This window comes from Burkholderia sp. KJ006, from assembly GCF_000262695.1.
Lineage (GTDB): Bacteria > Pseudomonadota > Gammaproteobacteria > Burkholderiales > Burkholderiaceae > Burkholderia > Burkholderia vietnamiensis.
Genome location: NC_017920.1, coordinates 1,613,332 through 1,625,571 on the forward strand (window position 1 = coordinate 1,613,332; position 12,240 = coordinate 1,625,571).

The 12,240-nt window shown below is 71.2% G+C and carries 14 protein-coding genes; 11 read left to right on the forward strand and 3 right to left on the reverse strand.

Annotated features, from left to right (window positions below):
* Positions 1-2: 2 nt before the first annotated feature.
* From MYA_RS07240 to MYA_RS07260, 5 genes are all read left to right on the forward strand, one after another.
* Complete coding sequence (locus MYA_RS07240) at positions 3-1,220, forward strand: bifunctional cobalt-precorrin-7 (C(5))-methyltransferase/cobalt-precorrin-6B (C(15))-methyltransferase (RefSeq protein WP_011884847.1); 1,218 nt, start codon at positions 3-5, stop codon at positions 1,218-1,220.
* Positions 1,220-2,308, forward strand: a complete 1,089-nt coding sequence (locus MYA_RS07245) for a cobalt-precorrin-5B (C(1))-methyltransferase (protein WP_011884849.1) — start codon at positions 1,220-1,222, stop codon at positions 2,306-2,308. The genes MYA_RS07240 and MYA_RS07245 overlap by 1 nt, the downstream gene beginning before the upstream one ends.
* Positions 2,305-3,048, forward strand: a complete 744-nt coding sequence (locus tag MYA_RS07250; protein WP_014723037.1) for a cobalt-precorrin-6A reductase — start codon at positions 2,305-2,307, stop codon at positions 3,046-3,048. The genes MYA_RS07245 and MYA_RS07250 overlap by 4 nt, the downstream gene beginning before the upstream one ends.
* Positions 3,049-3,061: 13 nt before the next feature.
* The gene (gene cobM / locus MYA_RS07255) at positions 3,062-3,790 is read left to right on the forward strand and encodes a precorrin-4 C(11)-methyltransferase (RefSeq protein WP_011884853.1); all 729 of its coding nucleotides are present in this window, start codon (positions 3,062-3,064) and stop codon (positions 3,788-3,790) included.
* A 61-nt stretch (positions 3,791-3,851) separates the two neighbouring features.
* Positions 3,852-4,712, forward strand: a complete 861-nt coding sequence (locus tag MYA_RS07260; RefSeq protein ID WP_014723038.1) for a hypothetical protein — start codon at positions 3,852-3,854, stop codon at positions 4,710-4,712.
* 77 nt (positions 4,713-4,789) lie between these two features.
* On the opposite strand, the gene MYA_RS07265 is transcribed toward MYA_RS07260, so the two are convergent.
* Complete coding sequence (locus tag MYA_RS07265; protein WP_014723039.1) at positions 4,790-5,974, reverse strand: MFS transporter; 1,185 nt, start codon at positions 5,972-5,974, stop codon at positions 4,790-4,792.
* A gap of 131 nt (positions 5,975-6,105) precedes the next feature.
* Here MYA_RS07265 and MYA_RS07270 point away from each other — a divergent pair, with 131 nt between their 5' ends.
* The gene (locus MYA_RS07270; protein WP_011884863.1) at positions 6,106-6,618 is read left to right on the forward strand and encodes a MarR family winged helix-turn-helix transcriptional regulator; all 513 of its coding nucleotides are present in this window, start codon (positions 6,106-6,108) and stop codon (positions 6,616-6,618) included.
* Positions 6,619-6,796: 178 nt separating this feature from the next.
* Here MYA_RS07270 and MYA_RS07275 read toward each other — a convergent pair whose 3' ends face one another.
* Positions 6,797-7,501, reverse strand: a complete 705-nt coding sequence (locus MYA_RS07275) for a glutathione S-transferase N-terminal domain-containing protein (protein ID WP_014723040.1) — start codon at positions 7,499-7,501, stop codon at positions 6,797-6,799.
* A gap of 412 nt (positions 7,502-7,913) precedes the next feature.
* Between MYA_RS07275 and MYA_RS07280 the strand changes: the two genes are divergently transcribed.
* Both MYA_RS07280 and MYA_RS07285 read left to right on the forward strand, forming a co-directional pair.
* Positions 7,914-8,348: a hypothetical protein gene (locus tag MYA_RS07280; protein WP_014723041.1), complete on the forward strand. Its 435-nt coding sequence runs from the start codon at positions 7,914-7,916 to the stop codon at positions 8,346-8,348.
* A 121-nt stretch (positions 8,349-8,469) separates the two neighbouring features.
* Entirely contained in the window at positions 8,470-8,682 is a 213-nt protein-coding gene (locus MYA_RS07285; protein ID WP_011884867.1) for a hypothetical protein, read from the forward strand.
* A gap of 175 nt (positions 8,683-8,857) precedes the next feature.
* Here the strand turns inward: MYA_RS07285 and MYA_RS07290 are convergent, their stop codons facing one another.
* Positions 8,858-10,006 carry a hypothetical protein gene (locus MYA_RS07290; RefSeq protein ID WP_041493832.1) on the reverse strand — a complete coding sequence of 383 codons (1,149 nt, stop codon included), beginning with the start codon at positions 10,004-10,006 and terminating at the stop codon, positions 8,858-8,860.
* A 359-nt stretch (positions 10,007-10,365) separates the two neighbouring features.
* Between MYA_RS07290 and MYA_RS07295 the strand changes: the two genes are divergently transcribed.
* The 3 genes from MYA_RS07295 to MYA_RS31915 all read left to right on the forward strand — a co-directional run bounded on the left by MYA_RS07295 (position 10,366) and on the right by MYA_RS31915 (position 12,134).
* Positions 10,366-11,466 (forward strand): NAD(P)H-dependent flavin oxidoreductase, encoded by a 1,101-nt coding sequence (locus MYA_RS07295; RefSeq protein ID WP_014723045.1) that lies wholly within the window; start codon positions 10,366-10,368, stop codon positions 11,464-11,466.
* Between the two features lie 156 nt (positions 11,467-11,622).
* Positions 11,623-11,994 carry a GFA family protein gene (locus MYA_RS07300; protein WP_014723046.1) on the forward strand — a complete coding sequence of 124 codons (372 nt, stop codon included), beginning with the start codon at positions 11,623-11,625 and terminating at the stop codon, positions 11,992-11,994.
* On the forward strand, positions 11,991-12,134 hold the full coding sequence (locus MYA_RS31915) for a hypothetical protein (RefSeq protein WP_014723047.1): 144 nt from the start codon (positions 11,991-11,993) through the stop codon (positions 12,132-12,134). The genes MYA_RS07300 and MYA_RS31915 overlap by 4 nt, the downstream gene beginning before the upstream one ends.
* Positions 12,135-12,240 lie beyond the last annotated feature (106 nt).

A 12,240-nucleotide genomic window follows, 5' to 3' on the forward strand; every position in this document is an offset into this window, starting at 1 on the left:
GGATGACGGCGTGGCTGACGGTAGTGGGCATCGGCGACGACGGCTACGCGGGGCTCGGGCGCAGCGCGCGGCGCGCGCTGCTCGACGCGACGCGGATCGTCGGCGCGCGGCGGCACCTCGACATGCTGCCGGCGCGGCTGACGGCCGCCCGCGAAGCGTGGCCGTCGCCGTTCGATCTGTCGGGCCTGCTCGCGACGCGCGGCGCGCCCGTCTGCGTGCTCGCGAGCGGCGACCCGATGCTGTTCGGCGTCGGCGCGACGCTCGCGCGTGAGCTGGGCGCCGACGAATGGCGCGTGCTGCCCGCGCCGTCGTCGCTGTCGCTTGCGGCCGCGCGCCTCGGCTGGGCGTTGCAGGACGTCGGCGCCGTGTCGCTCGTCGGCCGGCCGCTCGCGACACTCGCGCGCCACCTGCTGCCGGGCCGGCGCCTGTTCGTGTTGAGCGCGGACGGCCGCACACCGGCCACGGTCGCCGCCGAACTGACGGCGCGCGGCTTCGGGCCGACCCGCATCAGCGTGTTCGAGCACCTCGGCGGCCCGCTGGAGCGGCGCATCGACGGCCTCGCGCACGACTGGCGGATCGACGAAACCGCGGCGCTCAATCTCGTCGCGCTCGACTGCGTGGCCGGCGCCGATGCGCCGCGCCGCGCGCTCACACCGGGCCTGCCCGACGACGCATACCGGCACGACGGCCAGCTCACCAAGCGCGACATGCGCGCGCTGACGCTCGGGCGTCTCGCGCCCGCGCCGGGCGAGCTGCTGTGGGACGTGGGCGCGGGCAGCGGCTCGATCGGCATCGAATGGATGCGGGCGCATCCGTCGTGTCACGCCATCGCGATCGAGTCGCACGCGGAACGGCAGCGTTACATCGAACACAACCGCGACGCGCTCGGCGTGCCGGGCCTGCAACTCGTCGCCGGGCGCGCGCCCGCTGCGCTCATGGGGCTGGCGCCGCCCGACGCGATCTTCATCGGCGGCGGCGCGACCGGGGCCGGCGTGCTCGACGCGTGCTGGGCCGCGCTGAAGCCGGGCGGGCGGCTCGTCGCGAACGCGGTCACGCTGCAGGGCGAGCTCGCGCTCGCCGCGTGGCGCGACGCACACGGCGGCACGCTCACGCGCGTGTCGCTCGCGCATGCCGAGCCGCTCGGCCGCTTCGACACGTGGCGGCAGCCGCTGCCGGTCACGCTGTACGACGTGCGCAAGCCCGACGCGGGCGCTGCATGATGCGCGACGAAACGCCCGAACAGCCGGCGCCGCTGCGGTTCGGCTACACGACCGGCAGCTGCGCCACCGCGACGTCGCTCGCGGCCGCGCGCCTGCTGCTCGGCGGCCGTGCCGACGATGCGGTCGAGATCGTGTTGCCGAAGGGCCAGCGCGTGATGATGCGGCTCGAATTCTGCCGGACCACGGCGGCCGGCGCCGAAGCCGGCACGATCAAGGACGCCGGCGACGATCCCGACGTCACGCACGGCGCGCTGGTGTTTGCGCGCGTCGCGCTGTCGGCCGCGCCGGGTGTGCGCTTCCATGCGGGGCCGGGCGTCGGCACGGTGACGCGCGCGGGGCTCACGCTGCCGATCGGCGAGCCGGCGATCAACCCGGTGCCGCGCCAGATGATGACGACGCACCTCGACGCGCTCGCGGCCGAGCACGGCTATACGGGCGGATTCGACGTGACGATCGGCGTCGAGGGCGGCGAGGCGCTCGCACTGAAGACGATGAACCCGCGGCTCGGCATCGTCGGCGGCCTGTCGATCCTCGGCACGACCGGCATCGTGCGGCCGTTCTCCTGTGCGGCGTACATCGCATCGATCCATCAGGGCATCGACGTCGCGCGCGCGAACGGCATCGCGCACATCGCCGCGTGCACCGGCAACGCGAGCGAGGACGCGATGCGCGCGCACTACGGGCTGCCCGACATCGCGCTGATCGAGATGGGCGATTTCGCGGGCGCGGTGCTCAAGCATCTGCGCCGGGCGCCGCTCGCGCGCGTGTCGATGTGCGGCGGCTTCGGCAAGCTCAGCAAGCTCGCGGCCGGCCATCTCGACCTGCACAGCCGCCATTCGAGCATCGACCTGCCGCTGCTCGCGCAGTGGGCGGCCGACGCCGGCGCGAGCGACGCGCTGCAGGCCGCGATGCGCGCGGCCAACACGAGCCAGGAAGCGCTGAAGCTCGCGCTCGCCGACGGCGTGCCGCTCGGCGACATCGTCTGCGCACATGCGCTGCGCGTCGCGCGCGACATCGTGCCGGCCTCGGTCGCGGTCGAAATGTTCGCGATCGACCGGCAAGGGCGCTTCGTCGGGAGTGCGCGATGAGTGCGCGCATCCTGCTGCTCGGCGGCACCGGCGACGCGCTGAAAATCGTGCGCGCCCTCGGCCCGCGACACGTGTACAGCCTCGCGGGCCTCGGCAAGGTGCCCGACGATCTGCGCTGCGCGGTGCGGGTCGGCGGCTTCGGCGGCGCGGCCGGGCTCGCCGCGTATCTGCGCGATGCCGGCATCGGCCTCGTGATCGACGCGACGCATCCGTATGCCGCGCAAATCAGCGCGAACGCGGCCGCCGCCGCGCGCGACGCGCACGTGCCGCTGTGGGCGCTGCGCCGCGCGCCGTGGACGCCCCAGCCGGGCGACGACTGGCGCATGGTCGGCGACTGGGCCGGCATCGAGGCGGCGCTCGCGCCGTTTCGGCGGCCGCTGTTCACGCTCGGCCGCGAGCCGCTCGCGCACCTCGACGCGATCCCGCCGCACCAGTTCTGGCTGGTGCGCTGTCTCGATCCGCATCCGGGCAATGCGCGCGCGCAGATCGTCGCCGCGCGCGGGCCGTACTCGCTCGAAGGTGAACGCTCGCTGTTCGCGCTCGCCGGGATCGACGTCGTCGTCAGCAAGAACAGCGGCGGCGCCGCGACCGAGGCGAAGCTCGACGTCGCCCGCGAGCGCCGGCTGCCCGTCGTGATGCTCGAACGTCCGCCGCTGCCCGCCGCCGATCGCACCTTCGACTCGGCCGCCGCGCTGCTCGACGCACTCGATCCGGCCGCGCGCGGCCACTCAATGAATTGACGGAGAATTTTCGATGACGGTGTATTTCATCGGCGCGGGCCCCGGCGACCCGGAGCTGATCACGGTGAAGGGCCAGCGCCTCGTGCGCACGTGCCCGGTGATCCTGTACGCAGGCTCGCTCGTGCCGCCCGCCGTGCTCGACGGCCATCGCGCGGAGCAGGTCGTCAATACCGCCGACCTCGATCTCGACGCGATCGTCGCATTGCTCGCCGACGCGCATGCGAAAGGGCAGGACGTCGCGCGCGTGCATTCGGGCGATCCGTCGTTGTACGGCGCGATCGGCGAGCAGATCCGCCGGCTCGACGCGCTCGGGATCCCGTATCAAATCGTGCCGGGCGTGACGGCCACGGCCGCGTGCGCGGCGACGCTCGGCGTCGAGCTGACGCTGCCCGGCGTCGCGCAGACGGTGATCCTCACGCGCTTCGCGGGCAAGACGACGATGCCGGAAGGCGAAGCGCTCGGCGCGCTCGCCGCGCATCGCGCGACGCTCGCGATCCATCTGGGCGTGCGTCACCTCGCGCGCATCGTCGACGAAGTGCTGCCGCACTACGGGCCCGATTGCCCGGTCGCGGTGATCTATCGCGCGAGCTGGCCCGACGAGGAGCGCGTGACCGGCACGCTGGCCGACATCGTCGCGAAGGTCGACCGCACGGCCATCGAGCGCACCGCGCTGATCCTGATCGGCCGCGTGCTCGACGCGCACGGATTCGCCGACTCGACGCTCTATGCGAGCACGCGGTGAGCCGCCGCGCGGCAACGCGCGGGGCGGGCGTCGCGACCGGCCGGCCACGGGACAACCTGACATGAGCATCCGAATCCGGCCGCGCGTCGTACGTTTTGCGACCGAGCTTGCAGCCGCGCTCGTCACCGTAATCGCCGCCGCGCCCGTGCTTGCCGCTGCGCCGTCGGACGAAGCCCGTGCGGTGCCGTTCGTCGAAGTCGCGAAAACCGCGGCGCCCGATCGTGACTGGCAGCGCAACCTATGCGCGCTCGTTTCGGCGAAGTGCGACGCCGATGCCGATGCGAAGCCGTCGCTGTATCGCATCAAAGGCGACGTGCCGGCCGACTACTACGCGATCCTGCCGGGCCCGCAATTGCTGAAGCTCGGCTACGCGGCAGGCTGGAAGGTGCTGCAGCGCTGGGATTTCTCCGATTACGCGCCGGCCGAGCGCGAACTCGGCGACGGCACCGCGCCGCCGCTCGATATCTATCCGGCGCTGTATCCGCTCGGCGGCGATCGCGTCGCGGTCGCGGTGCTCGCCGGTTGGTCCGAGATGTATTCGGGCGGCGGCGGTAGCTGGCAAGACGCGGACTTCGTCGAGTTGCTGCCGAACGGCGCGCATGCGAGCCGGCCACGGATCGCGACGCTGCCGTTCAGCTGCAGTAAGACGATTCGTGCGTGTTTCTCGGAGCGCGAGTACAAGCATGCGCCGCATTGCAGCGAGGACTTCGACGGGACGCTGCGGCTGCGCTTCGTGCCCGGTGCGCGGCGCGGCGAGCTCGACTGGATCGCGACCTGGAAGGAGACGCATTGGCCAGGGCTCAAGCCGCGGAGTGCGACCGAGCGCACGTCGGTGTCGGTCACGTTGCCGGCCGGGCAGGACCCGGTGGTCGCCGGCCGCGAATTGCGCGATCGGGTGTCGTTTTGCGAACCGCTCAATTGAGCTTCGCACGCCGCGCTGCATCACAGTGGCGCCGCCGCGGTGCAGGAACGGCGCGGCAAGCGAGCGCCTGACGCGCATCACGCACGCGCGACGCGCCGCGCGACCTGCGGCGCAAAACCGGCCGCGAGCGCGAACAGCACGACGCAAAGGCACGCCATCGCGACCCACGCGGGCGACAGATCGGCCAGATGCTCGCGCACGACGCCGGCCGCGAACGGAAACAGCGCGGCAATCAGATAGCCGATCCCCTGCACGAAGCCGGTCAGCGCTGCCGCGTCGGCCGGCGTCGGCGCATGGTCGACGGTCACGATCAGCGACAGCGGAAACAGCGCGCCGATGCCCGCGCCGAGCAGCAGCGCGGCCGGCAGCGCCAGCGTGAGCGGCGCGGCGAGCATCACGAGCAGCCCCGCGAGCAGCGCCGCGATCGCCGCGTACAGCGCCGGACGCCGATCGGGCAGCCGATCGATCGTCGCCGACACCGCGAGCCCCGCGACGACTTCCGCAAGCGTCACGCCGCCGAGCAGACTGCCGGCCGCCGTCGGCGACCAGCCGAGCCGCATGTAGTACGGCGGCAGCCACGCGAGCACGAGCGTATACGCGCCCGTCGCGATCCCGAAGAACAGCGCGAGCCGCCACGCGCGCGGCGAGCGCGACGGCTGCAGCTGCGCGGCGTGCGGCAAACCCGTGGCGGCGCCGCGAACGTCGCCGCCACGGCTGGCGAGCGGCCAAACGAGCGCGGCAACCGCGGCCGGCAGCGCCCAGCCCGCGAGCGCCATCGGCCAATCCCAGCGCGCGGCGGCGAGCGGCGCCACCACGCTCGCCAGCACCGCGCCTCCCATGATCGACGTCGAATAGATGCCCATCGCGCCGCCGATCCGGGTCGGGAAATGCGTCTTCACGAACGCGGGCAGCAAGGCCTGCACCATCGCGATGCCGAGCCCCGCGCAGCCCGCGCTCGCCAGCAGCAGCCACGCGTGCTGCGCGCCGATGCGCGACGCGCATGCGAGCGCGATCAGCACGACGCCGAGCCACACGCCGGCCGCGCAGCCCACGGCACGCTGCAACGGCCGCGCGCCGAGCGCGCCCGCGCCCATCAGCAGGATCGGGATCGTGGTCAACAGGCTCGCCGCGCCGTCGGCGATGCCGGTCGCCCGCTGGATCATGTCGAGCAGCGGGCCGATCGCGGCCAGCGCCGGGCGCAGGTTCAGCCCGACCAGGACGATGGCGGCCAGCCGCCATCCGGGGGAAGTGAAACGATTCATCGAACGGCCCTCGAGCGTGGTGCACTGCGCAGGCGTCGGCGCGCGGTGCGTTTTCAGGTAAAGTGTCTCGACATCAAGATAAATGGCAATTTATCTCGACGTCAAGATAACTGCCGAGCCGAGGAGGGTTAATGGATCGAGCCGCGCATGCGCTCGCGCAATGGCGCGCCGAGCGTCCGGATCTGGATGCAACGTCGATGCTGGTGATGGGGCGGCTGCAGGAAGCCGCGCTCGTGATCGCGCGCGACGGGCTGAATCCGCTGTTTGCACGCTACGGCCTTCAGCCGGGCGAATTCGACGTGCTGGCGACGCTGCGCCGCAGCGGCGCGCCGTTCGCGCTGACGCCGACGGCGCTGTACGACGCGCTGATGATGTCGTCGGGCGGCATGACCGCGCGCATCGATCGCCTGCAGAAGGCCGGCTGGGTCGAACGCCGGCCGAATCCGGCCGACGGCCGCGGCACGCTCGTCGCGCTGACCGACGCCGGCCGTGCGCTGATCGACGAAGCGGTGGGCGCGCACGTCGACAACCAGCGCGCGATGCTCGCCGCGTTGTCGGACGCGGAGCAGGCGCAGCTGGCGGCGTTGCTGGAAAAGCTGCTGGCGGGACTCGGGGAGGGAAATTCGGGGTCCGACGGGCAATAGCGGTCGGAAAGCGGGGGCCGAATACGACGCGGCGGCAGGTGCTCGGATGCGCAGGTATGCAGGTGTATGACCGACCGCGACCCATGCACGAACCGCCACGCAAACACCCGCCGCACGCGGCAGCAGGCGCAATAGCCGGCAGCCAGCGGTTCCCGCCGGCGCCGGCCCGTGCCGCGCGTCAGTCGCGTGCCGGGATATTGAGCCCGCGCGCGACGGCCGGCCGCGCGACGAATGCGTCGAGCGCGCGCGCGACGTGGCGGAATTCGCCGAAGCCGACCAGGTCGCCCGCCTCGTAGAAACCGACCAGGTTCCGCACCCACGGGAAGATCGCGATGTCGGCGATCGTGTACGTATCGCCCATCATCCACGTGCGGTTCGCGAGATGCGCGTCGAGTACGCCGAGCAGGCGCTTGGACTCGGCGACGTAACGGTCGCGCGGACGCTTGTCGTCGTAGTCGCGGCCGGCGAATTTGTGGAAGAAGCCGACCTGGCCGAACATCGGCCCGATGCCGCCCATCTGGAACATCACCCACTGGATCGTCTCGTAGCGGCCCGCTGCGTCCTTCGGGATCAGCTGGCCGGTCTTGTCGGCGAGATAGAGCAGGATCGCGCCGGACTCGAACAGCGCCAGCGGCCGGCCGTCGGGGCCGTTCGGATCGATGATCGCCGGAATCTTGTTGTTCGGGTTCAGCGACAGGAACTCGGGCGACAACTGGTCGTTCGTGTCGAAGCGCACGAGATGCGGCTCGTACGGCAGGTCGGTTTCCTCGAGCATGATCGACACCTTGACGCCGTTCGGCGTGGGCAGCGAGTACAGCTGGAGGCGGTCCGGGTGCCGGGCCGGCCATTTTTTCGTGATCGGGAAGGCGGACAGATCGGGCATGGCGTTTCGCTCGTCAACGTTGAGAATCGCGCTCCGGCCGGCCGCCGCGCATCCTTGCCGCGGCGACATGGACGCGACGAACGCATCGAGAGGCGGGCGGGGCGCGCCGAAAAGAGGCCCACTGTAGCCGATCGCCGCGATCCGTGCAGACCGTGCCCGCGGCGCGCGCGTTCGTGCGCCCGGGCCCCGAGTCAGAAGTTGTGCCGCAGGCCGACCATCGCGGCCGTCGTGCCAACGCCGGGCGCGACCGCCGTTGTCGTCGACGCCAGTCGGCATCCCGACCGGCGCAATTGGTTACAAATCGACACCGTGCCCGATGCGCGGACGTTGCAGACTACGCGGCGTACCGGCTCGGCGATGCGCTCACGCGCGGCGCCGCATGCCCCCGACGGACCTCGACTCACGGACCCCGATGAAGTTTCCCACGCTCCTGATGCTCGGCTGCGGCGCCACGCTGCTGGCCGCCTGCCACCTGCTCCGCGATGGCCCGAGCGCCGCCGACGTCGACGCCGCGGTGCGCCGCGCGCTCGAAGCGGAAAACCACGGCGGCCTCAATGCGCTGTTCGGCCAGCCGCTGCCGATGTCGGCCGACGTGATCTCGGCGAAGCCCGACGGCGACTGCAGAAAGGCCGGCGAACGCACGTACGCCTGCGACGTCGTGGTCACGTGGCGCAATACCGATTACGCGCCGTCGCGCGCGAACCTGACGTTCGTGCAGGCCGCCGACGGTTCGTGGCAAACCTCGGGCGTCGACGCGGCGATCGCGACGGGCGCCGCCAAGTCGCTGATCGACCGGATCGGCAAGGCGTGGCCGGGGAGTTCCGCGAGCGCGGCGACCGCGCAATGACGGGACGAAGGGCGCAACGGGCACGCGTCCCTTCGTCGCACCCATCATCCGTATTCGGGTCTGGATATAGGGAAAACCCTTAATTCGAGATATAATCGGCGGCCAGAAGAAAGGTCGAACCATGCCCGAACGTTTCCATTCCCTCGAAAAATTCGTGTTCTCGCTCGTCGTGCTGTCCGCAGTCGTCTGCTCGGCATTCCTCGCGTACGAGCGTCATCCTGAAATCAAGATCGCACTGCACGAAGGCGAAGCGCTGATGCGCGAAAGCGCGAAGTATTCGGTCGTCTGCTCGCCGTCGAAGTACGATCCTTGCGCCGAGATGTCGGCTTACTGATCGAAGTTATGGGGTAGATCGCGGAAAATCGAGCGGTCGCCCGCCATCGCGGCCCGGGCCGTCGCTCAGATTTCCCCCGGCGATTCGGCAGCACGCCGCCCGAACCACCGGGCGCGGCGACACCCTGAACAACGTGAACAACGGCCCCGCATCGAGCCATCGAGCGGGGCCGTCGTCATTGCGACGCGCACGAATCGTCGTCGACGGCCGCCGCCGATGCACCGGCAGCGGCTTCGGCCCGTGCCTGCCGCACCGTATCCGACGCCACTGCCTGTAGCCGTTGCGCGAGCTGCGGTGTAATGCCGAGCTGCGCAGCCGCTTGCTCGCGCGCGCCGAGCGTGCGCACATCGACGCCGGCGATCTGCTGGAACAGCACGAGCGCGCTCAGATAGGCGCCGGTCACGCCCGGATGCAGATAGTCGGGCCGCGAGATCGGCGGGTCGTTGTCCGCGCAGATTCCGTACCACAGCAGCGGCGCGCCGGAGCGCGCATACGGGTCGGGATCGGCGACGCCGGTGGCCCAGGCACGCTGCCATGCGCGGCCGACCGGCGCAACCGCGACGATTGCCGGGTCGCTCCGGCGCGCACGCGCGAATGCGTCGCGATATGCGGCGACGAGCTCGGTCAGCCGGGCGAGGTAGCGCCCATGAAAACCAGCGCTGCCCGGCTCGCCGGCTAGCGCTCGCGCGAGCTCGGCACGCGGCCAGGTTTCATATAGATAGACGCGCGCGTGCGGCGCGACCGCCCGGATGCCGCGCGCGAGCTGCGCGACGCTCGCGCAGAACCCGGCCGGATCGCTCGCGGCCGCGTGCGTGAGCGCAAACGGCAACGGCTTCGCGCTCAGCTCCTGCAGCACGACCGCGTCCCAGGTCGGGCGGTCGATCACGTCCGATGCGACACGGTCGTGCTTCGCGAGACTCGTCGCAGACATCGCCTCGAGGTGAACGTCGTAGTCGAGCCCGGCTTCGGCGGCAAAGCGCGCGAAGATGCCCGGAATGCCGCCCCACGGACCGCGCTCGCGTTCCGCTCGCGCGCCGGTCTGCCCGAAGTTCTCGTCGACGACGCGCGCGGTGCCGCCGACTTCCCGGCCGCCCGCGTCCATTGCACCGTACGAACGCACCGGTTCGTAGCGGCCGTGCGTGAGGCTGTCGCCGACGAACAAAATATGCAGCGGCGCTCGCTCGGCCGGCACGGCTGGCGTGCGGGGCGCGTCGCCGCCCGACGCAGCGGCGGCAGGACCGGCGATCAGCCACAGCGCGACGCACGTCAGCGCGCGATGCGCGACGCGGCGACAGGAGCACGGCATGGCGGATCGTTCGGTCATTGCGGCGTTCCGGAAAGACGCGTCGCCGCAGTATTTCACGAAGCGGCGCGACCGCACAGGCCGCGCCGCGCGTGCGGTAGACTGCCCGCTGGCTATCGCACGCACGGCGCCGCCCATCACGCATCCATCACCCACCGCCTCGGCCCACATGGACCGCATCGATGCGATGAAAGCGTTCGTCGTCACGCCGGCGCGGGCCGTCGCCTCCGACGTTCGCCGGCCGCGGATGCGGATAGCCGCGCGACCGTTTCTCGAGGCGCACAGGAGCACCGCGCTGCCGCACCGGACCACGCGGACGATCCGGCCGAGCGCGACCCCGCCGCAGCACTCCGATCCCGGACATCGCAGGAGACAAGGACATGATTCGACCGACCGACAACCGGACGCTGTTGCGCACGCTCGGCGTGCGTATCCCGATCATCCAGGCGCCGATGGCCGGCGTCGGCACGCCGGCGCTGGCGGCCGCCGTGTCGAATGCGGGCGGGCTCGGCTCGCTCGGCGTCGGCGCGACGAACGCCGAAGGCGCGCGCAAGATGATCCGCGACACGCGCGCGCTCACCGAGCGGCCGTTCAACGTCAACCTGTTCTGCCACCAGCCGGCCCGCGCCGATGCCGCCGTCGAACGCGCGTGGCTCGACTGGCTCGCGCCGGCGTTCCGCGAGCAGCGCGCGGCGCCGCCCGCATCGCTCGCCGAAATCTACACGAGCTTCGTCGCCGACGATGCGATGCTCGAGATGCTGCTCGACGAAAAGCCGGCCGTCGTCAGCTTTCATTTCGGCTTGCCGTCCGATGAAGCCATCGCCGTGCTCAAGCGCGCGGGCATCACGCTGTTCGCCACCGCGACCCATCCCGACGAAGCCGCGCAGATCGCCGCGGCCGGCATCGACGCGATCGTCGCGCAGGGCATCGAGGCCGGCGGGCACCGCGGCGTATTCGACTCGACCGAACGCGATGACGGGCTCGGCACGTTCGCGCTCACGCGCCTGCTCGTGCGCGAATGCGCGGTGCCGGTGATCGCGGCGGGCGGCATCATGGACGGCGAAGGCATCGCCGCGGTGCTCGCGCTCGGCGCGCAGGCCGCCCAGCTCGGCACCGCGTTCGTCGCGTGTCCGGAGACGTCGATCGACGACGGCTATCGCCGCGCGATCGTCGGCGACGCGGCGCGCCGCACGACCTTCACGACGGCGATTTCGGGGCGCGTCGCGCGCGGCATCGCGAACCGGCTGACCGCCCTCGGCGACGATCCGCACGCACCGCCGACGCCTGCCTATCCGATCGCGTACGACGCGGGCAAGGCGCTGCATGCGGCCGCGAAGGCCAACGGCGAATTCGGCTACGGCGCGCAGTGGGCCGGGCAGGCCGCGCCGCTGATCCGGCCGTTGCCGGCGGCGGAACTCGTCGCGGTGCTCGAGCGCGAGACGCGCGACGCCGTCGCACGGTTGCAGCACGCGCTGGACTGATCACACCGGCCGCTCGGCGCGGCGCGTGCCATGGGGCACCCGCACCGGGCGCCGAATTGCAACGTCATGTATCGGCGCGCCGCGCGGATACAGTGAGATACAACGCGTCGGCCGCCGCACGCTATAACGCACACGTGATCGAACGAGGAGTGCGACATGAGTGTCACGTGGTTCAACGGATCGTGCCATTGCGGCGCGGTGAAATTCGCGGTGCGGACCGCGCTCGAGCCGGCCGCTCGCTGCAACTGCAGCCTGTGCCGCCGCCGCGGCGCGCTGATGAGCCCGATGTTCGCCGCGGCCGACCTGAAGATCGTCGAAGGCGAGGACGTGCTGACGCTCTACCGCTTCAACACGCACACGGCGCGCCATTATTTCTGCAGCCGTTGCGGCGTCTATCCGTTCCATCAAACGCGCCGGGATCCGGCATGCTGGCGCGTCAATCTCGGTTGCCTCGACGGCGTCGATCCGTATGCGCTGCCCGCGACCGTCGCCAACGGCGCGAGCCTTTCCGTCGTGGAGGACGCATGAAGCGCTGGCTGATGATCCTGTTGTTCGCCGCAGGCGGCGTCGCGACCGAAGTTGCGCATCCGGTGCAATGCTCGCTGCTGCCGGTCAGCCGGCAGCGTAGCGGCAATCGGCGCGTTCGCGGCGACGGCAGTAGCGTGTGAGCGTATCGACCGGTGATGGGTTCTCGACTTCAGCGCCGACCGGATCGATGGATCCGATGAATCGATGGACGCCACTCTAGGCGCGTCGAGCCGGCGTTCGAACACC